A 21,331-nucleotide genomic window follows, 5' to 3' on the forward strand; every position below is an offset into this window, starting at 1 on the left:
CGATCACCCCACCCCCGCACTTTGTGCCGACCCTCCCCCTCAAGGGGAGGGTGTGAACGGTGACTTTGTAATCGCAACGGATGTGGATCGTTGATGCCTAAAAAGCCCTCCAAACTCGATCGCTTCAAAATCGCCAACAGCCGTCGCCTGCGCGCCGGTTCGACCGATGCGGAAGCCAAGCTTTGGAAGCATCTGTGGCGCATCCCGATCGAAGGCACCCATTTTCGCCGCCAGGTTCCGATCGGGCGCTATTTCGCCGATTTCGCCTGCCATCAGATCGGTCTGATTATCGAGCTTGACGGCAGCCAGCATGCGGAAGATGCGGCAAGGCGTTATGATGCCGAGCGGACGGCCTTTCTTGAGAGCCAAGGCTATCACGTCGTCCGATTCTGGAATGCCGAGGTCATGGATGAGGTCGAGGCTGTTCTGGATACGATATTTGCCATTGTGCAGCAGCGGCAAATTTTGCTAGCAGAGGCCGACCGTTTTCACCCCACTCCGGCACGCCGTGCCGACCCTCTCTCTCAAGGGGAGGGTGAGGAACCTTGACATGCCCGATCTCCTTCTCGAACTCCGCTCCGAGGAAATTCCCGCCCGTATGCAGCGCAAGGCTGCCGGCGACCTGAAGAAGCTGGTGACCGATGCCCTGGTCGAAGCGGGTCTTTCCTATGAGGGTGCGAGGGAATATTGGACGCCGCGTCGCCTCACGCTCGATATTCGCGGCCTGACGGCGCGCTCGGCCGATGTGCGCGAGGAGCGCAAGGGCCCGCGCACCGATGCCAACGAAAAGGCAATCGAAGGCTTTCTGCGGGGTGCTGGCCTCTCCTCCATCTCCGAGGCGCAAGTCCAGAGCGACCCGAAGAAGGGTGATTTCTACGTGGCGATCATTTCCAAGCCCGGCCGTGCCGCCGAGGAAATCGTCGCCGCGGTGATGCCCGATATCATCAGAAACTTCCCCTGGCCGAAATCCATGCGCTGGGGCAAGGCCTCGGTAAAGCCCGGCTCGCTGCGCTGGGTGCGCCCGCTGCAGTCGATCGTCTGCACCTTCGGCACCGAGCATGAAGAAACCACGGTCATCCCCTTCGAGATCGACGGCATCGTCGCTTCGAACGTGACCTATGGCCATCGTTTCCATGCACCCGGCCCGATCACGGTCAAGCGTTTCGAGGATTATGCGTCGAGCCTGGAAAAGGCCTATGTCGTTCTGGATGCCGAACGCCGCAAGGACATCATCCTGCATGATGCCCGCGATGTCGCTTTCGCCAATGGCCTCGAGCTGGTCGAGGATGAAGGCCTGCTGGAAGAAGTGTCCGGCCTCGTCGAGTGGCCGCAGGTGCTGATGGGCTCCTTCGAGGAGGATTACCTGTCGATCCCATCCGAGATCATCCGCTTGACCATCAAGACCAACCAGAAGTGTTTCGTCACTCGGCCGCAAGGCTCCCACCTCCCCCTTGAGGGGCGAGGTCGCAGCGAAGCTGCGGGTGGGGGTGACCCCTTGTTTCAACAGGATCACCCCACCCCGGCACTGCGTGCCGACCCTCCCCCTCAAGGGGAGGGTGCGCTGTCCAACCGCTTCATTCTCGTTGCCAATATCCAGGCAACGGATGGCGGCAAGGAAATCATCCACGGCAACGGCAAGGTCGTGCGTGCCCGTCTGTCCGATGCGCTGCACTTCTGGAAGCGCGACCAGGGCGATCTGCCCGATCTCGAAACACTGGAAGCCTCCGCCAAGAAGTTCGGCCTCGATCTAAAGAAGCCACTCGATCAGCGTATGGCCAAACTCGACGCGCTGAACGTCACCTTCCATGCCAAGCTCGGCAGTCAGGGCGAACGTGTCGCCCGCATCCGAGCGCTGGCTGCCGATCTCGCCAAGATCACCGGAGCCGATGCCGCTCTGGTCGACCGCGCCGTGGTGCTCGCCAAGGCCGACCTGCGCACCGAAGCCGTCGGCGAATTCCCCGAGCTGCAGGGCGTCATGGGCCGCAAGTATGCGTCGCTACAGGGCGAGAATACGTCCGTGGCAACGGCGATCGAAGATCACTACAAACCGCAAGGTCCGTCCGACCGCGTTCCCGAGGACAAGGTTGCGATAACAGTCGCGCTTGCCGACAAGCTGGATACGCTCGTCGGCTTCTGGGCGATCGACGAAAAGCCCACGGGTTCGAAGGACCCTTACGCGCTGCGCCGCGCCGCTCTCGGTGTCGTCCGCATCCTCCTGGAGCGCGGCGTGCGCCTGCCGCTTCTCGCCGCCACCAAGGATGCCGACCTGCTCGCCTTCTTCCATGATCGCCTCAAGGTCTATCTGCGCGATCTCGGCGCCCGCCATGATCTGATCGATGCCGTGCTGACGCCGGAGGCCGACGATCTGCTGATGGTCGCTCGCCGTGTCGAGGCGCTGACCGCCTTCATCACCTCTGAGGATGGCAAGAACTTGCTCGCCGGCACCAAGCGTGCCACGCAGCTTCTGGCTGCCGAGGAGAAGAAGGGCACCGTCGTTGCCGATGGCGTTTCGGACGCCTTGCTGAAGCTCGACGCGGAAAAGGATCTCTTCGCCGCCGTCGAGGCTGCGTCCGCAGAAGCCTCAGATGCGATTGCCAAGGAAGACTTCCGCTCGGCCATGGCAGCCCTTTCCAAGCTGCGTGCGCCCGTCGACCGCTTCTTTGAAGATGTGCTCGTCAATGATGAGGATGCCGCCATTCGCGCCAATCGTCTGGCGCTGCTGCGCATGATCCGCGAAGCAACCGGCACCGTCGCCGACTTCTCGAAGATTGCGGGATAAGATATGGGGGCGCGATGACCGGAAAGATTCTCGTCAGCGCCTGCCTCATGGGCCATGCCGTCCGCTATGACGGCCGCTCGAAGCCTCTTGTCCATCCGGCGATCGATCGCTGGCGCGAGGAGGGGCGGCTGATCACGATCTGTCCGGAAATGTCCGCCGGCATGGCGGTGCCAAGGCCGCCTGCGGAAATCGCAGACGGCGCGACCGGCGAGGATGTGCTTGCCGGCACTGCACGGGTGATGGAAATCACCGGCGGTGATGTCACGGCGGAATTTCGCCAGGCGGCGGAAAATGCGCTGGCACTCGCAACGGAAACCGGCTGTCGCTATGCCCTCCTGATCGACGGAAGCCCGTCCTGCGGCTCGGGCTTCATCTATGATGGTACATTTTCCGGCGGCAAGCAGAGGGGCCGCGGCGTCACCGCGGCGCTGCTCAAGCAGGCCGGTATAGAGGTCTATTCCGATCGCGAGATCGACCTGCTGGTTGAGCGCCTGAAGGTCGCAGACTGACGCAGCAAAGCTTTGCTCAAAAGAAAACCGCCGGACGCGAGCCCGGCGGTTTGCCATTTTTGCAACTGTACTGATCAGGCGGCGCGGCGATGATCCATGGTCGCGCGACCTTCGTTGACGCGGAAACCGCGGATGAGGGCGAGAAGATCCTCCGTATCGGCAGCGAGCGTCTCGGCCGACGCGGTGGTTTCCTCGGCCATGGCGGCATTCTGCTGCGTAGCGGCATCGAGCTGGTTCATCGAAGACGAGATCGAGCGCAGCGTCGTATCCTGCTCGGAGGCGCTGTGGGCGATCTTCGAGACGATCTCGTTGGCGGCCTTGATCTGGTCGGAGATGCGCTTCAGCGCCTCGCCCGCCTCGCCGACAAGGCGGACGCCCTGGTCGACCTGGCCGGAAGAGCGGGCGATCTGGTCCTTGATCTCCTTGGCGGCTGCCGCCGAGCGTTGGGCGAGTTCACGCACTTCCTGGGCGACGACCGCAAAGCCCTTGCCGGATTCGCCGGCACGGGCCGCCTCGACGCCGGCGTTGAGCGCCAGGAGGTTGGTCTGGAAGGCGATCTCATCGATGACGCCGATGATCTTGCCGATTTCTGCCGAAGACTTCTCGATGCCGCTCATCGCTTCGATTGCCTGGGCAACCACGGCATCGCTGCGCGATGCTTCGGCGCTGACGGCATGAACGCGCTTGCTGGCCTCATCGGCGCCTTCCGCGGTCTGTCGAACGGCGACGGTGAGCTCGTCGAGCGCTGCCGAGGTCTCTTCCAGGCTGGCGGCCTGACGCTCGGTGCGCTGTGACAGTTCGTTGGAGGCGCGGCGGATTTCTTCCTTGCTGAGGCCGATGTCATTGCCCTTGGCGTTGACGCGGCCCATCGCGGCTTCGAGGTGCGACAGTGCCTCGTTGAAGTTGTTGCGAAGGCCTGCATAGCTGGCGCCAAGATCGCCGCAACGCACCGTCAGGTCGCCGCGGGCGAGGTCCTCGAGCGCCTTGCCGATGACCGAGACGACACGCGCCTGTTCGCGGGCCTCGTCCTGCTGCTGGCGCAGGTTCTGCTCGCGCTCATTGCTGATTTCGAGCTCCTGTGCCGCCTGGCGGTCGGAGAGCGCATGACGTTCGCGAACCTTTTCCTGCAGCGCTTGGGTTGCCTTCGCCATCAGGCCGATTTCATTGCGCATCTCGGTATGCGGGATGGCGGTCTTCATGTCTTCGCCGGCGACAGCCTTCAGGGCTGCATGGACGTCGGTCAGCGGCTTCGTGATGCCGCGGATGAAGTAGAAGGCGGCGCCGATACCGATCAGGAAGACGATGCCGCAGATCATGAGCGCACGCCACATGGTGGCATTGATCTGCGCCTCGAGGTCATCCATGTAGACACCGCATCCTAGCACAAGCTGCCAAGGCGCGAAGGCGGCCGAATAGCTGCCCTTCAGGAAGAACTCGCTGTCGGAGTGACCCGGCTTGTTCCAGTAATAGATGGTGCGGCCGCCGCCCTTGATGCCCTTCTCCACCATTTCCTTGCTGAAATGGGTGCCGTTCTTATCGACCTGCGAGGACATGTCCTTGCCGATATTGACCGGGCTCGGATGAATGCGCTGGATGACATTGTAATCGAAACCGAAGAGATAGCCTGCCGGCGCGAAGCTGACATGCGACAGCACCTTGAACGCCTCAGCCTGAGCCGCCTCATGCGTCATCTCGCCGGATTTTTCGCGCTGATAATACTGGTTCAAAACCGAAATGCCGGATTCGACCTGCGTGCGCAGCATGTCGAAGCGGTCGTCGTAGATAGAATCGGCCTGGGACCGGATCTGGAAATAGGTGGCCACCGCGAATGCGGCCATCAGGACGCCAAGCAGGGCAAATAATTGATGCGAAATCTTGAGATTCTTCATGGTGCCTCCCACAGGGGTGAAACCGGTGCGGTATCCTACCGCCTGTGCGATCGCCTGAGAGAATCCCAATACGCTTGCCGCCGCTCGAATGACATGCTGCTGTCCGGTGACGGTAAAATCGCTGTTTATGTCTAAAAAAGCTTTAATTGTAGGGATTTGGTTGTATTTTCTTTCAATTTAAACCGAAGATATGCGCTCGGATCATGGGTAATACATATTTTGACTTGAGAATGACTGCAGCTGGTTCAAGCATTTCCTGATACTTTATTTAGATAAATCGAATATTAGGATGAAATATTTCGAAAATGTGAATGGTAGCAGGTATTCCGCAAGCAATAAACGCTACCGCGAATGGATTGCCAGACTATTGGCGAAGCTGGAAACCGGAGATATCGAGCGGAGCGGGCTCGCGAGCCGTGGAGGAGTTTGGCAAGGCTGCCGTCCGAGCCGTCATGTCGATGCCGTCGACGGGCTCACCGGCGGCTGCGAGCGCTTCTGGCGTAGGCTTGCTGACGAAATTAACAGGCGAGCCGCCCATCCACGCTTCGGTGCGGACGACCCTTTTCTGACCATCGATATTGCGCACGACGACGGATTGGGTACCGGGCTCCAGCGTCGGCACGGCATATTCCTTTTCCGTGACCGGCGGCTTGAGCGGAGGGCACTCGGCGCAGCTCTTGTCAATAATGCTGCCTCTGCCGCCGATCATCGTGCCGTCGATCGGCTGGATCGACGAGGCCATGGCGGAACCGCCGGCCAGTACGCACGCCAAGGTCACAAAGAAGCAACGCATAACCAAGAACTCCGCCTATAGTGACGAAGACATTAGTGTAGCTTTATTTCCATCCCGTCAGGAGATTAGGTAAAAATTTAATGGACTTGCGATTGCAGAGCCGCGGTGATGTCTACTCCTCGCGCTCCACTGCACGCCAGCCGATATCATTGCGATAGAAACCGTTATCCCATTTCACCTTGCCGGCCAGGGCATAGGCACGTTCCTTTGCCTCGCTCACCGTCTTGCCGGTTGCCGTGATGTTCAGTACCCGACCGCCGGTCGCAACCAGTGTGCCGTCCTTCAGTCCTGTGCCGGCATGGAACACTTTCTCACCTTCACTATCCGCGGGTAGCGCTGTGATCGGCGTGTTCTTGGCATAGGAGCCGGGATAGCCTTTCGAGGCCATGACAACGGTCAGCGCCGGGGCGTCGCTCCATTCGGCCGTCATCTGATCCAGCGTGCCGTTGGCGCAGGCATAGAGCAGCGGCAGCAGGTCGCTCTGCAGGCGCATCATCAGTGCCTGGCATTCGGGATCACCGAAGCGGACATTGTATTCGATGAGTTCGGGACCCTTGGCGGTAATCATCAGCCCGGCGAAGAAAACACCGCTGAAAGGATGGCCGCTTTCCGCCATACCGCGCATCGTCGGCTCGATGATTTCCTTCATGGTGCGCTCGACCATGTCTGGCGTCATGACGGGGGCGGGAGAATAGGCACCCATGCCGCCGGTGTTCGGGCCGGTATCGCCGTCGCCGACGCGTTTGTGGTCCTGCGCGGTCGCCAGCGCCAGCGCGTGCTTGCCGTCGCAAAGGCAGAAGAAGCTGGCCTCTTCGCCATCGAGATAGGCTTCGATCACGACTTCCGCGCCGGCCTCGCCGAATGCACCCTCGAAGCAATCGTCGATCGCGGCAAGCGCTTCGTCGATCGTTATCGCAACGGTGACGCCCTTGCCTGCCGCAAGCCCGTCCGCCTTGACGACGATCGGCGCGCCTTGAGCGCGGACATAGGCTTTTGCCTTCGGTGCGTTGTTGAAGCGCTGGTAGGCGCCGGTGGGAATATTGTAGCGCGCGCAGATATCCTTGGTGAAACCCTTGGATCCTTCGAGCTGGGCGGCAGCTGCGGAAGGGCCGAAGACAGCGATGCGGGCGGCGCGCAGCCTGTCGGCAATGCCGGCAACGAGCGGTGCCTCCGGGCCGACCACGACGAAGTCGATGGCCTTGTCCTTGCAGAAGGCGACAACGGCGTCATGGTTGTCGATATCGAGCGCCACGAGCGTCGCGTGCTCGGCAACGCCGGGATTGCCCGGTGCCGCATAGAATTCCGTCATGAGAGGCGATTGCGCCAGCTTCCAGGCCAGTGCATGCTCGCGTCCGCCCGATCCGATCAACAGAACTCTCATGGCTTGCCCTTTCGTTGCGTCCTTTTGCGCGGTTAAGGGGGGTTGACCCAAAGGTCAAGCGGCAAATCCTGTGGAGGCACAGCTGGCAACATTGCCATGCCTTTTTATCCCGCTAAAGCGGATGCAGCTTCGCCTCCACGCCATCTCCGCACCCGGATTGGCGTGTTCCGTGACGAAAACCGCTTCTTATGTCCACGGGATCATGCTTATGGTCCGCTTTACGATTGTTAAGTTCAGAGAGACACATGGCCACTGATATCCGTTCCCTTGCTGCTACCATCGCCGCCGAGATCAATGCCCGTCCGGATCAGGCCAAGGCCGCCATCGAGCTTTTGGACGAAGGCGCGACCGTGCCCTTCATTGCCCGTTACCGCAAGGAAGTGACTGGCGGCCTCGATGATACCCAGCTTCGCACTCTGTCGGAACGTCTCGTCTATCTGCGTGAGCTGGAAGCCCGCCGTGCCGCCATCATCGAGTCCATCACCAGCCAGGGCAAGATGACCGACGAGCTGATGGGCAAGGTCGCGACTGTCGGCACCAAGGCTGAGCTGGAAGACCTTTATCTGCCCTTCAAGCCGAAGCGTCGCACGCGCGCCGAAATTGCCAGGGAACGCGGCCTCGGCCCCTTGGCCGACACGATCCTGGTGGATCGCTCCAAGGAGCCCATGGTTCTCGCCGAAGGCTTCATCACGGCCGATGTGCCCGACGTGAAGACGGCCCTGGAAGGCGCGCGCGATATCATCGCCGAAGGCATTGCTGAAAATGCCGATCTGCTTGGCAGGCTGCGCAACTACCTGAAGACCAATGCGACGCTGAAGGCCGCTGTCGTCGATGGCAAGCAGGAGGCTGGCGCCAAATTCTCGGATTATTTCGCGCATCAGGAGCGCTGGGCAACCGCGCCCGGTCATCGCGCGCTCGCCATGCTGCGCGGCTGGAACGAAGAAGTGCTGACGCTGAATATCGAAGTCGACACCGACGCCGTCTCGCCGAACAAGCCGGTCGAGCGCATGATCACTGCGGCCTATGATATCGGCGCCAGCCGGCCCGGCGATCGCTGGTTGACGGAAGTCGCGAGCTGGACCTGGCGCGTAAAGCTCTCCATGTCGCTCTCGCTCGATCTGATGCGCGAGTTGCGAGAGAGGGCGGAGGAAGAGGCGATCCATGTCTTCGCCCGCAATCTGAAGGATCTGCTGCTGGCGGCTCCCGCCGGCTCACGCGCCACCATGGGCCTCGATCCGGGCATCCGCACCGGCGTCAAGGTTGCCGTGGTCGACGGCACCGGCAAGCTCCTGGAGACGACGACGGTCTATCCCTTCCCGCCGAAAAACGACGTGCGCGGCACGCAGGCGACGCTGGCCGCTCTTATCCGCAAGCACGAGGTCGAACTGATCGCGATCGGCAATGGCACCGGCAGCCGCGAAACCGAAAAGCTGGTGGCCGACATGCTGGCCGAACTGCCGGCGCCGAAGCCGACGAAGGTCATCGTTTCAGAAGCCGGCGCATCGGTTTACTCTGCCTCGGAAACGGCGGCGTTGGAATTCCCCGGCCTCGACGTCTCGCTGCGCGGTGCCGTCTCCATCGCCCGCCGCCTGCAGGACCCGCTGGCCGAACTCGTGAAGATCGAGCCGAAGTCGATCGGCGTCGGCCAGTACCAGCACGATGTCGACCAGCAGAAGCTTTCCCGCTCGCTGGATGCGGTGGTCGAAGATGCGGTGAATGCCGTCGGCGTCGATCTCAACACGGCCTCCGCTCCGCTGCTTGCCCGCGTTTCGGGCCTTGGACCTTCGATTGCCGAAGCGATCGTTCGGCATCGCGATGGCGAAGGCGCGTTCGAGACGCGGCGCGATCTCCTGAAGGTCGCCCGTCTCGGCCAGCGCACCTTCGAGCAATGCGCCGGCTTCCTGCGTATTCCGAATGGCAAGGAGCCGCTCGACGCTTCCTCGGTGCACCCGGAAGCCTATGGTGTGGCCAAGAAGATCGTCGCTGCCTGCGGCCGCGATCTCCGCACGTTGATGGGCGATACGGCAACGCTGAAGGCCATCGATCCCAGGCAGTTCATCGACGACAAGTTCGGCCTGCCGACCGTGCGCGACATCATCGCCGAACTGGAAAAGCCGGGCCGCGATCCGCGCCCGAGCTTCAAGACCGCGACTTTTGCCGAAGGCGTCAACGAGATCAGCGATCTCAAGCCTGGAATGCTGCTGGAGGGGACGGTAACCAATGTCGCTGCTTTTGGCGCCTTCGTCGATATTGGCGTCCATCAGGACGGTTTGGTGCATGTCTCGCAGCTGGCTGACCGCTTCGTCAAGGACCCGCATGAGGTCGTGAAGGCCGGCGATGTGGTCAAGGTCAGGGTCGTTGAAGTCGACGCGAAGCGTAAGCGAATCGGCCTTTCCATGCGCAAAGATGGCAGCACTGTGGCAGCCCCGTCCGGGCGCGACACACGCGAACAGGGTGGTCTGCGCAACACGGGCGTTAAGGGAAATACCCGTCCGAAGGCCGAACAGCAGGGTAGTTTTGGGGCGGCGTTGGCGGACGCACTCAAACGAAAATAAGGACTTAGCGGAACTTTGTGCAAGAATGTCACACTCTGGCAGCGTTGTTGCCAGAGTGCCAATGACTGCGGAAAGGTGCGCTTGCCACAACGCTGTGAGGCGTTAAAGTTGCCTTAATGTCATGTCATAACATTCGAGGCGTCCATGGCGTCGACCCTTTTTTCTCTCGTCCAGAAAATCATCCGTAAAGGTTCACTCAGGCTTACGCTCGCATCCGGCGAGACCCATATGGTCGGCGACGGAACCGGAGAGACGGTGGCCGTCCGGTTTGCTGATCAGCAGGCGGAAGATGCGGTTGCCCGCGATCCGACGCTCAAGCTCGGCGAAATGTATATGGAGGGCCGCTTCATCCTCGAGCAGGGGGACATCTACGAGTTCCTGTCGCTGGTGAAGCAGAATACCACCAACGAGATTTTCGATTTCCGCATGGCGGCGCTGCTGCTCGGCCGCATCGCCTGGCAGCAGATCAAGAGCCGCTCGCCAATCAATCGCAACAAATACAATGTTGCGCATCACTACGATCTCTCAGCGAAGCTCTTCGATCTCTTCCTCGATGAGGACTGGCAATATTCCTGCGCCTATTTCAATCCGCCTGGCATCAGTCTCTATGAAGCGCAGGTCGCCAAGAAGCGACACATCGCCGCCAAGCTGCTGGTCGAGCCTGGCCAGAAGGTATTGGAAATCGGCTCCGGCTGGGGCGGCATGGCCATGTATCTCGCCGAAGCCTATCCAGGTCTCGATGTGACCGGCATCACGCTCAGCGAAGAACAGCTCAAAGTATCGCGCGAGCGGGCGGCCAAGCGTGGCCTTTCCGATCGCGTCCGCTTCGAGCTGCAGGACTATCGCTATATGACCGGCAAGAAGTTCGATCGCATCGTCTCGGTCGGCATGTTCGAGCATGTCGGCATCGGCGACTACGGCAAGTTCTTCCGCAAGGTTTCGGAACTGCTTGATGACAACGGCGTCATGCTGCTGCACTCCATTGCCCGTCCGAAGCCGAGCTTCGCCACCAACGCCTTCATCGAAAAGTATATTTTCCCCGGCGGCTACATCCCCTCTATCGGCGAGACCACGCCGCCGCTGGAAAAAGCCGGTTTGCTCACCAGGGACGTCGAAACCCTGCCGATGCATTATGCCTATACGCTCCGGCATTGGCGCAACCGCTTCGTGGCACGCAAGGCCGATGCCGTCGCGCTCTATGACGAAAAGTTCTTCCGCATGTGGGAGTTCTATCTGGCTGGCTCCGAAATGGGCTTCCGCTGGGATGAGCTCTTCATCATGCAGCTCCAGATCACCAAGAACCAGTTCGCCGTGCCGGACAACCGCAATTACATTGCGGAGCGCGAGGCGAAGCTGAAGGAATTCGAGGCAGGGCGCGCGCCTTTGGAGAAGGTGACGTTCTGAACCTCATGCCGCCGTTTGATGGGGCCGGACCGTGGAAAGCCGCGGCTCGGCCTTTCTATTCATGCCTGTACGTCGCTACGGTCGCTATCTGCCGACATGGACGGTAAAGGTGCCGTCTTGCACCGTACCATCGGTGTTCAGCCCAGTAAGGCGCAGGGTGAACTGGTCGGTGCCCGAGAAACCAGGGTTCGGCGTATAGTAGACGATATTGCCTTGGACCGTCTTGCCCGAGCACAGGTAGGCAGTGCTGTCTTTCGAAAACTTCGCTGTGACCGGCCCGTGCTCTACGTCAACCTTGCCGTGGGCAGGCTGCTTGATGACGCCTGTATAGGGAAATCCTGCAAAGGTGCAGTCCTGTTTCACAAGCGAAGTAGTCGTCACCTTCGTCTTCTTACCGGGCGCCGCTCTTCCCGAAAACTGGCTTTGCTTTGCTCCGCCGATCGGAGTGCCGACGCAGCCGGAAAGCGCCATGCTAGCAGACAGGATCAGACCTAGGGAGATCAGAGATATGCTCTTCATTCGTTTCTCATCTTTTGAAATGGGGGGCTATGAGATGGCGGGCATTTGGCAATTGCAGCCATTACCCACGATTGAGCATCTATACAGAAATTAAATCAGTGCGATAGGTCACCGCATGTCGAACGGCGTCTGAATTGGAGCAACCTGAATTTGGTGTCCGACCGAATTCGGCGTGTTGTGGTTAAGGGAGCGGTAACACGATCCGCATAATTTGCAGCAACTCTCGGGTCATACGGCCCTTTGTATTGCGTATCATGGAGTTTCGTCGTGTTTGCAAAGTTAAGGTTCCTTTTCATTGGTGGCCTCTCCGTCGTTGCTTATGCCGGCGCTGCGGAGGCGGGCGACGGCCAGCATTTGTGGTCGGGTGACTGGTACCTGAGCGTCGGTGCGGCCGGTTTCTCGGCACCGAAATTCGAAGGCGGCAAGCACAACAAGCTGCAATGGTCGCCGCTGGTGTCCATCGGCCGGCAAGGCCCAGGCCCGCGCTTTTCCTCGCGCAACGACAATCCGTCCTTTGCCCTGATCGAAAGCGATGCATTCCGCATCGGCATCGTCGGCAAATTCGTGCCGAGCCGCGACAGCGGCGATGGCCGCGAACTGAGGGGATTGAAGAAGGTCAAGTGGGGTGTGGAAGCCGGCGGCTTTGCCGAAGCCTATCCCACGGATTGGCTGCGGGCCCGCGTCGAAGTTCGCCAGGGTATTCGCGCCCATAGCGGTGTCGTCGCCGACGCCGCAGTCGATGCCTTTACCGATATTACTCCCGAGCTTCGCGCCTCCGCCGGTCCGCGCATGACACTCGCCAGCAGCGACTATTTCGACACCTATTATGGCGTCAATGCGCGCGAATCGGCTGCCTCCGGCCTCAGCGGCTACAAGCCCGGCGGCGGCGTCAAATCCGTCGGTTTCGGCGGCGCACTAACCTGGAAGGCCTCGCAGAACTGGACCACCAGCACCTTCCTCGAATATACCCGGCTCACCGGCCCGGCCGCCGACAGCAGCCTCGTGCGCGAGCGTGGCGACCGCAACCAGCTGCTGATCGGCGTCTCCGCCAGCTACAAGTTCAATTTCACGATGAACTGAGCAACGGGCGAGGTCATGTCTCGTCATGGCCTCGCCGCTTGACCTCGGGTGCTGGATGTCACTACTACTCGCCTATGCAAAACACAGGTGACATCAACGGGCGCGTCGCCGACGCGCCATTCGGCAACTGGGTCTATCGCGTCCTGCCTCCGACGCTTTGGCCTTACGCTCAGCTTGCGCGCTGGGACAGGCCGATCGGCTGGCAGCTCCTGATGTGGCCATGCTTCTGGTCCGTCGCGCTTGCGGCCAATGCCTCCGTCGCTTTGGGACATGGCTCCCCCGGCTTCGTGGTGATCTATCACCTCTTCCTCTATTTCGTCGGCGCCGTCGCCATGCGTGGCGCCGGCTGCACCTACAACGATCTGGTCGACCACGAGATTGACATGTCCGTGGCGCGCACCCGCTCGCGCCCGCTGCCATCGGGCCGAGTGACGCGCCTTCAGGCCAAGGTGTTCATCGCTTTGCAGGCTCTCGTCGGCTTGCTGGTGCTGCTGCAGTTCAATTGGTTTGCCGTTATCGTCGGCGTGCTGTCGCTCGGCATCGTCGCGCTCTATCCCTTTGCCAAGCGCTTTACCGACTGGCCGCAATTCTTCCTCGGCCTTGCCTTTTCCTGGGGCGCCCTGATGGGTTGGGCGGGCCTCTTCGGCAGCCTGTCGCTTGCCCCGATCGTGCTCTATCTCGCCGCCATTCTCTGGACCATCGGCTACGACACGATCTATGCGCATCAGGACAAGGAGGATGACGAGCTGATCGGTGTGCGCTCGACCGCGCGGCTTTTCGGCGATCAGACACGACTCTGGCTGGTCGGGCTTTATGGGGCGACGCTGCTTCTGATGCTGCTGTCCTTTGCGCTCGCGGGTACAAGCTGGCTGGCGTATCTCGGCCTGATCGTCGCCGGCGGCATGTTCGCCTATCAGATCGCCGTGCTCGACATCAACGACGGCGCACAGTGCCTTGCCCTCTTTAAATCGAACAACCGGGTCGGGCTGATCATCTTTGCCGGGCTCTTCCTGTCGTTTCTGCTTCTTGCTCCCTGAAGGAAGGGATGCGCCGTATAGGTTCCGAAGGAGGGCGTCATGGCATGCGAAATCCGTCTGGCCTCAGAGGCGGACACCGAGGCGATCAGCGGCGTGATCCTGACCGCACTTCACGAGAGCAACGCACAGGACTATTCTTCGGATGTTATCGCGCGCGTTGCGGAGAGCTTTAGTCCCGCTGGCGTGCGTAGGCTCATGAGCGGCAGAACGGTCTTCGTGGCGATCGAAGATGGAAGCATTGTCGGCACCGCGAGCCTTGACCGTGCCGTCGTGCGAACGGTGTTCGTCTCTCCCTCTGCGCAGCGACGCGGCATTGGCGCCTGCCTGATGGCCGCAATCGAACAGTCAGCGAGAGCAGGTGGCAATGCCACCCTGTCCGTCCCCTCGTCGATTACCGCACAGGGCTTTTACGAAAAGCTCGGCTTCAATGCTGTCGGCGAGAGTTTCCATGGGGATGAACGAACGATCGTCATGGAGCGCTCGCTGATACCATAAGATTTCGGCCGCGAGATCGGTTTTCCCACGGCCGGTTTCTGGTGATATTCGGTTTTCGAGCCCTATCGGCTCAATGCCTTGCGATGATTTCGCGGCCCTGAATCTTCATCTTGATGCCGAGCTTGCCGGTCGTGCGCCGCACGAGGAAGCGGGGGCGGCGGTTTGCGAAATAGGAATGACGACGACGCGGCTGGCTGTCCTGCGAGCGGACGCCGCCGAGATGTTCTTCCAGCGGACGGGCCACGCCATCGGCTTCGATCATCAGCATCGGAATGCGGAAGGCTTCCGACCAGGAGCGCCAGTCAGCGGCGATGTCGCTCAAGTCATGAGCGACGAGAAGGGGGATGCAGAGATCCGGGTCTGAGTGATGCAGCTCCAGCGTGACGGTAACTTCGCCGTCGCCATGGTCTATGGCGCGGGCGGCTACCCCCTGGAACGCACGCTTGGGCAAAGCGACGGACAGCGGCAGGCCGCTGGACGGCAGGATCTTGCGCAGCACTGCGCCGCGCTCGTCGATCGTAATGGTGACATCACCTTCGGCACCTCGCATGGCGTAGCTGACCTGTTGCGGGAAGCGCGCCGGATCAAGCCGCAGTGTGGTTCCAGCCCAATCGGGCTTCAGGACGGTATTAGTCATCGATTTTTCTACCCTTGCTTTACCTGAGAGCCGGTTGTTCCGGTCTTCTCTCGGAGAACTTCTGTCCTCTCGTTGTTGGGCAGATTAGGTGCCGTCCCTTCCAGACAGCTTAAAAATCGAGGTTAAGAAAACTTTGCGTCCTCAAATGGTTAGCAAAGTCGAATGCATCAGGGTTTCCATAAGGTGAACACAGGGCAAGGTGGTGCATCAGTATAGTACACGCATAAGGTGAGTGCGTGTAAGCCTCAGGTAAGATTTATATGAAATAATGCCGGCCAGATTCGCCCCCTTTATTAGAGATTTATTGGGATTCTGCTGATGATTTCCACTTATCTTGGTTATACGATCGCAACCAGAGATATGGCGACCTCGCTCAATCAGGTGGCGCAGCAGTCGCAAAGCAAGCGTTTGATCGACTATTACAACGCCAATATCGGCAAAGTAACTGATGTCGACAGCTTCCTGAATGACTATCAACTATACAGTTACGCAATGGAAGCCTACGGGCTTTCCGACATGACCTATGCCAAGGCCTTTATGAAACAGGTCCTGACCAGCGACCTCAGCGACTCCAGCAGTTTCGCCAATAAGCTCACCGATCCGCGCTATAAAGAGTTCGCTGCGGCGTTCAATTTCGGCACGAGCTCGACGGGTACGACGAATACGGCGCAAACCAGCACGCAGGAAGACGACCTCATCGGGCTTTACCAACAGTCATTTACGAATGAGGAGACCTCGGCGGCGACCGAAACGACCTATTACAGCCAGAACATCAGCTCGGTTAAGACGGTCGATGATCTCCTCGGCAATACCCGCCTGCGTAATTATGTGCTGCAGGCCTACGGTATCGACCCGACCTATGTGTCGAATTCGGCTCTGAAGCAGATGCTGACGAGCGATCCCAGCGACCCCAATAGCTACGTCAATCAGAATGGCGGCAGTGCCGACAAGGCTCTGGTGGCGGAATTCAATTTCAATGCCGACGGCACCATCAAGACATCGACGCCGGACGGCGACACGGCCTATTACGAGGCCAATATCGGCAGCGTCACCTCGGTCGATCAGCTGACGTCCAATCCACAGCTGTTCCAGTACGTGAAGACGGCATTCAATATTCCGTCCTATATCACAGCGGATCAATTCAATGCTTCGGCCAAGGATGCCGCTACCGCGAGCTCGAACGGGCTGACCGCCGTCATGGCGGAATTCAACTTCCAGAGCGACGGCACGGTCGCATCCGGTTCACAAGCACAGACATCTGACCAGATAAGCGCCACCACGGCAGGCTACACCACGAACTATCCCGGAGGGCCGCAGACGCTCAGCCAGCAGGCCGATGTGATGAGCGCCTACAATTCCACCGTGCCCTCATTCACGACGAGCGTCGGCGCAACCGACAATGATCTCTATTACAAGAATCATATCGGCTCCATCACGTCAGTCGACCAGCTGACGTCGGACAAGCGTCTTTTCGATTACGTCAAGACGGCCTACGGCATCGATCCGACGACGCCAGCCGTCGTCTTCAAGAACGCTTTCGGCGATGCGACGACCGCCGCCATCTTCGGTCTGACCGACGTCGTCTCCCAGTTCAATTTCCAGTCGGACGGCACGCTTGCTTCCGGCCAGACGGCCCAGTCCCAAAACGAGATCGACGCGGCCTCCAAGGCCTATATGACCAACTACCAGTCGTCGCAGTCGACCCTGACCACGGATGCGGTCAACAACTACAAGAACCGCATCGCCAGCGTGAAGACCATCAAGGATTTCTTTGCGAGCAATACGTCCGACAGCAGTGCCGCCAACGACAGCGCGCCGGAACTCTATCAGATGGCGTTGCGCGCCTATGGCATCGGCGAGAACGAAGTCACGAAGTCCCAGCTGACCAAGATTCTCGAAAGCGATCCCTACGATCCGAAGAGCTATGTCAACTCGCTCAAGGACTCCCGCTTCACCGCGCTTGCCAAGGCCTTCAATTTCGACAGCAAAGGCAATCTGAAGGCTCCGGTGCAGTCTTTGTCGCAAACGCAGATCAACAGCTATATCTCGCAATATTCCAGCCACAGCACGGCGGGGCTGTCGGGGGCCGAGCTGACCAAAGCCACCAGCGATGCCAAGACCGCCGCCACCTATTTCGCCACCAACATCGTCAAGGTGACCAGCGTCACGGATCTTTTGGCCGACAGCAAGCTTACGAATTTCATCCTGACGGCCAACGGCATCGATCCGAAGACCGTCGATACGGCGACGCTGAAGAAGGCTTTCGCCTCCGATCCGTCCGATTCGAAGAGCTTCATCAACACGACCGATGGCGCCAAGTTCAAGAGCATCGTCGAAGCGTTCAATTTCGGTACCGACGGAAATCTGACCGACACGAAGCTCGGCACGGCGCAAAACCAGGGCGCGCTTGCGGCGACCAATGATCTCTTCCTGCATCAGACGCTGGAAGATCAGCAAGGCGAGAGCAACCCCGGTGTGCGTCTGGCGCTCTACTTCCAGCGCAAGGCGCCCGATATCAACTCGATTTATGACATCATGGGCGATTCGGCGCTTTATGAGGTCATCACCACCACCTATAATCTGCCGAGTTCGATCTCCAACATGGACGTCGATACCCAGGCCAAGATGCTCGGCAATTTTATCAATGTGAGCGACCTGCATAACCCCGACAAGCTCAACCAGCTGCTACAGCGGTTCTCGGCGATGTACGACTTGCAGAACAATACGACCTCTTCGACATCGCCGGCGCTATCGATTCTCACGGGCTCGTCGTCGAGCTCCGGCATCAGCGCCGATACGCTGCTCTCCATCGCGCAGCTGTCCTCGTCGCGGTAACGGGTCCCGCAAAAAATCTAATCTGTCTCCCTGTCGCGTTCCTGCGCGGAAGGGGCTTGCCATGTCCTTGTTTCTACAGGGTTTCCGGGCACACTCCTAAGTGTTTTTCGGGGGTAGAATGGCAGCTTTCCACAACGGCAGGAAGGAACTTATTAACCATCCTTGCCCTATTCGATTTGAGAAGCCAACGGCAATATCAATGACTGGGTTGCAGGTCTCATGCGTCTTTCCCGAACGACACTTTCCAATGCGTCTCAAGGCGTCCAGCCGGAGGGCGATCTCGACCCGGAGCTGGCGGCCGAAGAGGCGCGCCGGGCCGAGCAGATCGCCGCTCGCCGTGCGTTTCTGGAAGAGAAGATTCGTAACGCCCGCGAAGCCAAGCGCAAGGCCGAAGAGCAGCGCCGCGCCGAGGAACAGCGTCTTGCCGAAGAGGTAAGGAGGCGCACCGCCGCAGCCCCGCCGCCAGTCGTGGAGGCGCTGCAAGCTGCCGCCGTTACGAGCGAGCAGGAAATGCCTGTTCTGCCGCAGGGAATCTCCGCGGAAGATCTCGCATCGCCCGGCTGGCAGAATGCCTTCCTGATGGGTCCGAACGTGCGCTTCACCCGCACGCGCGAAAACGAAATCATCAGTCGTCGTCCGCCTGCCGAGCCGAAGGCCGAGATCCGTCCACCAGCCGCCGCGCACGCCGCGATGCGGGTGATGGAGCCGCCTGTTGTGGCCGAAGCACCGGCAGCAACCATTGTCGTCCCGCCCATGCGGCAGGACGAGTTTCATCTGCCGCTGCTCGAAGACATGCCGCTGGTGGTGGAAGGCTACATTCCGACAGTAATTCAGAATTCCCCGGCAACCGAGCCGGACGCATTGGAGATGACCGTTATCGCTACCGCATTCTCGAAAGCTCCCGCGATCGCGCTGGATGCTTCCCCTGTTCAGTCAAGTGTTCCCGAGTCCCTAGCCGCGCCTGTGGTCGAGTCGCGTCTTGCCCATCTTTCCGATTTCGCTTTCTGGGATGCGATGCCGTTCGATGGCGAATTCGTCTCTGCCCTCAAGGGTGAGCCGAAGCAGCTGGCGACGCCCAAGCCGGCGGTCGATGCCGAATCGATCATCGCCAAGTTCCGGGTCGTCGAGTGCCGTCGCCTGGCAGTCGCTGCCGAGCCGCAGCCCACCACCGTTGCACTGTCTGTGGCTGTAGAAGCTGCAAAGCCAGCCGAAACCATTTCCACTCAGCCGACGGCAGATGTGAGCACGCCGGCTATGGATGAGCTCGCAGCGCTGGAAGCGGCCGTTCTGGCTCCGGCCATCGAAATTGCGCCGGTTGCCGAGGAAGTCTCCCAAGCTGGGCAGCAGCTTGCAGTGGAAACCCCAGCTGCGACATTCGTACCGCCTGCCTTCGTCACCGCCGTTTATGGTGCTGAAACCGCTCCTGCCGTCGAGGCTCGCCCCGCCCCGGTGATGGTCGTTGCCCCGATGCCGACGAAGGTCGTCGCTCCGGCTGCTGCTGAACCGGTCGCCAAGGCGGCATCCACCATTCCAGTCGTCGAGGCCGCCGCTCAGCGTTTGATCGACGCGCCGCCGTCACGGATCTCGCCGCGCCGGCCTGCATCGCTGACACCACCCGAATGGCGGCCGATCGCCCGCACCGCTGACGGCGAATACGAGTTGCCGCCGCGCGAACTGCTACAGGAACCTGCCGTTCGTTCCGGCGTGATCATGACGCAGGAAACGCTGGAGCAGAATGCCGGGCTGCTGGAAAGCGTGCTCGAGGATTTCGGTGTCAAGGGCGAGATCATCCATGTCCGTCCTGGCCCGGTCGTAACCCTCTATGAATTCGAACCGGCGCCCGGCGTCAAATCCTCGCGCGTCATCAACCTTGCGGACGATATCGCCCGTTCGATGTCGGCCCTCTCGGCTCGCGTTGCCGTCGTTCCCGGCCGCAACGTGATCGGCATCGAACTGCCGAACGTCAACCGTGAGACCGTCTATTTCCGCGAGATGATCGATTCGCCCGACTTCGAGAAGAGTGGCTATAAGCTGGCGCTCGGCCTCGGCAAGACGATCGGCGGTGAGCCTGTCATCGCCGAACTTGCCAAGATGCCGCATCTGCTCGTTGCTGGTACGACGGGCTCGGGCAAGTCCGTCGCCATCAACACGATGATCCTGTCGCTGCTCTACCGCATGACGCCGGAACAGTGCCGTCTGATCATGGTCGATCCGAAGATGCTGGAACTCTCCGTCTATGACGGCATCCCGCACCTCCTGACCCCCGTCGTCACCGATCCCAAGAAGGCCGTCATGGCGCTGAAATGGGCGGTGCGCGAAATGGAGGATCGCTACAAGAAGATGTCGCGCCTCGGCGTGCGCAATATCGACGGCTACAACAGCCGCGTTGCCTCCGCCAAGGAAAAGGGCGAGACGATCCATGTCTTGGTCCAGACCGGCTTCGACAAGGGCACAGGTGCCCCGATCGAGGAGCAACAGGAAATGGACCTGACGCCGATGCCCTATATCGTCGTCATCGTCGACGAAATGGCCGACCTGATGATGGTCGCCGGCAAGGAGATCGAAGGTGCGATCCAGCGTCTGGCGCAGATGGCGCGCGCCGCCGGCATCCACCTGATCATGGCGACGCAGCGTCCCTCGGTCGATGTCATCACCGGCACGATCAAGGCAAACTTCCCGACCCGCATCTCCTTCCAGGTGACGTCGAAGATCGACAGCCGCACCATTCTCGGTGAGCAGGGAGCCGAACAGCTCCTCGGCCAGGGCGACATGCTGCATATGGCCGGCGGCGGCCGCATCTCCCGCGTCCATGGCCCCTTCGTGTCGGACGAGGAAGTCGAGAAGGTCGTCGCTCATCTGAAGCTGCAGGGCCGTCCGGAATATCTCGATACGGTCACGGCTGACGAGGACGAGGAAGACGAGGAAGAAGATACGGCCGTCTTCGACAAGGGCGCGATTGCCTCGGAAGACGGCGACGATCTCTACGAACAGGCGATCAAGGTCGTCATGCGCGACAAGAAGTGCTCGACCTCCTACATCCAGCGCCGCCTCGGCATCGGCTACAACCGCGCGGCATCGCTGGTCGAGCGCATGGAAAAGGACGGCCTGGTCGGTCCCGCCAACCATGTCGGCAAGCGTGAGATCATCTCCGGTAACCGCAATGGCGGCGGCAACTCGGGTCAGGACGATTTCGATTGATATAATTGGGGGATGACGCTGGCTGCGGTTGTCGCGGAGAGTGCGCACCCCCCTCTGTCTCCTTCGGGACATCTCCCCAAGTGGCAGGGGTATCGCATATGAACTGAAATCGCAGCTGACCCCTTCTCCCCAGCGGGGAGAGCGATTGTCTTGCGTGTCAAGCGTTTTGCCATGGGCGTGCGTCCCTGATGATGGCATTGAGGATGGTGATCAGTTTTCG

The 21,331-nt window shown here is 60.3% G+C and carries 15 protein-coding genes; 10 read left to right on the plus strand and 5 right to left on the minus strand.

What is annotated here, in order from left to right; genetic code table 11:
- Positions 1-93: 93 nt before the first annotated feature.
- From PH562_RS29965 to PH562_RS29975, 3 genes are read left to right on the plus strand one after another with little or no spacing between them, the layout of a single operon-like run.
- Positions 94-549: an endonuclease domain-containing protein gene (locus tag PH562_RS29965; RefSeq protein WP_285177520.1), complete on the plus strand. Its 456-nt coding sequence runs from the start codon at positions 94-96 to the stop codon at positions 547-549.
- Position 550: 1 nt separating this feature from the next.
- Complete coding sequence (gene glyS, locus PH562_RS29970; RefSeq protein ID WP_285177521.1) at positions 551-2,779, plus strand: glycine--tRNA ligase subunit beta; 2,229 nt, start codon at positions 551-553, stop codon at positions 2,777-2,779.
- A gap of 14 nt (positions 2,780-2,793) precedes the next feature.
- The gene (locus PH562_RS29975; RefSeq protein ID WP_285177522.1) at positions 2,794-3,288 is read left to right on the plus strand and encodes a 2-thiouracil desulfurase family protein; all 495 of its coding nucleotides are present in this window, start codon (positions 2,794-2,796) and stop codon (positions 3,286-3,288) included.
- A 74-nt stretch (positions 3,289-3,362) separates the two neighbouring features.
- Here the strand turns inward: PH562_RS29975 and PH562_RS29980 are convergent, their stop codons facing one another.
- From PH562_RS29980 to purD, 3 genes are all read right to left on the minus strand, one after another.
- Positions 3,363-5,177, minus strand: a complete 1,815-nt coding sequence (locus PH562_RS29980; protein WP_285177523.1) for a methyl-accepting chemotaxis protein — start codon at positions 5,175-5,177, stop codon at positions 3,363-3,365.
- A 364-nt stretch (positions 5,178-5,541) separates the two neighbouring features.
- A complete protein-coding gene (locus tag PH562_RS29985) occupies positions 5,542-5,970 on the minus strand; it encodes a plant virulence effector HPE1-like domain-containing protein (RefSeq protein ID WP_285177524.1) in 429 nt (142 codons plus the stop codon).
- Between the two features lie 112 nt (positions 5,971-6,082).
- Positions 6,083-7,351, minus strand: coding sequence for a phosphoribosylamine--glycine ligase (purD, locus tag PH562_RS29990; RefSeq protein WP_285177525.1), 1,269 nt, complete (start codon positions 7,349-7,351; stop codon positions 6,083-6,085).
- Positions 7,352-7,596: 245 nt separating this feature from the next.
- Here purD and PH562_RS29995 point away from each other — a divergent pair, with 245 nt between their 5' ends.
- The gene (locus PH562_RS29995; protein WP_285177526.1) at positions 7,597-9,906 is read left to right on the plus strand and encodes a Tex family protein; all 2,310 of its coding nucleotides are present in this window, start codon (positions 7,597-7,599) and stop codon (positions 9,904-9,906) included.
- Positions 9,907-10,050: 144 nt separating this feature from the next.
- Positions 10,051-11,310, plus strand: coding sequence for a cyclopropane fatty acid synthase (locus PH562_RS30000; protein ID WP_285177527.1), 1,260 nt, complete (start codon positions 10,051-10,053; stop codon positions 11,308-11,310).
- An 84-nt stretch (positions 11,311-11,394) separates the two neighbouring features.
- On the opposite strand, the gene PH562_RS30005 is transcribed toward PH562_RS30000, so the two are convergent.
- Positions 11,395-11,829 (minus strand): hypothetical protein, encoded by a 435-nt coding sequence (locus PH562_RS30005; protein WP_285177528.1) that lies wholly within the window; start codon positions 11,827-11,829, stop codon positions 11,395-11,397.
- Positions 11,830-12,123: 294 nt separating this feature from the next.
- Here PH562_RS30005 and PH562_RS30010 point away from each other — a divergent pair, with 294 nt between their 5' ends.
- The 3 genes from PH562_RS30010 to PH562_RS30020 all read left to right on the plus strand — a co-directional run bounded on the left by PH562_RS30010 (position 12,124) and on the right by PH562_RS30020 (position 14,441).
- The gene (locus PH562_RS30010; protein ID WP_285177536.1) at positions 12,124-12,909 is read left to right on the plus strand and encodes a MipA/OmpV family protein; all 786 of its coding nucleotides are present in this window, start codon (positions 12,124-12,126) and stop codon (positions 12,907-12,909) included.
- Positions 12,910-12,983: 74 nt separating this feature from the next.
- Positions 12,984-13,946: a 4-hydroxybenzoate octaprenyltransferase gene (gene ubiA / locus PH562_RS30015; RefSeq protein WP_285177529.1), complete on the plus strand. Its 963-nt coding sequence runs from the start codon at positions 12,984-12,986 to the stop codon at positions 13,944-13,946.
- 39 nt (positions 13,947-13,985) lie between these two features.
- Positions 13,986-14,441, plus strand: a complete 456-nt coding sequence (locus PH562_RS30020; RefSeq protein WP_285177530.1) for a GNAT family N-acetyltransferase — start codon at positions 13,986-13,988, stop codon at positions 14,439-14,441.
- A 70-nt stretch (positions 14,442-14,511) separates the two neighbouring features.
- On the opposite strand, the gene PH562_RS30025 is transcribed toward PH562_RS30020, so the two are convergent.
- Positions 14,512-15,078 (minus strand): DUF6101 family protein, encoded by a 567-nt coding sequence (locus PH562_RS30025; protein WP_069613709.1) that lies wholly within the window; start codon positions 15,076-15,078, stop codon positions 14,512-14,514.
- A gap of 318 nt (positions 15,079-15,396) precedes the next feature.
- Between PH562_RS30025 and PH562_RS30030 the strand changes: the two genes are divergently transcribed.
- Positions 15,397-17,913 carry a DUF1217 domain-containing protein gene (locus PH562_RS30030; protein ID WP_285177533.1) on the plus strand — a complete coding sequence of 839 codons (2,517 nt, stop codon included), beginning with the start codon at positions 15,397-15,399 and terminating at the stop codon, positions 17,911-17,913.
- 219 nt (positions 17,914-18,132) lie between these two features.
- Positions 18,133-21,111, plus strand: coding sequence for a DNA translocase FtsK (locus PH562_RS30035; protein WP_285177534.1), 2,979 nt, complete (start codon positions 18,133-18,135; stop codon positions 21,109-21,111).
- The last annotated feature ends 220 nt before the right edge of the window (positions 21,112-21,331 follow it).

Origin of the sequence: Rhizobium centroccidentale, from assembly GCF_030182565.1 — a bacterium.
GTDB lineage: Bacteria > Pseudomonadota > Alphaproteobacteria > Rhizobiales > Rhizobiaceae > Rhizobium.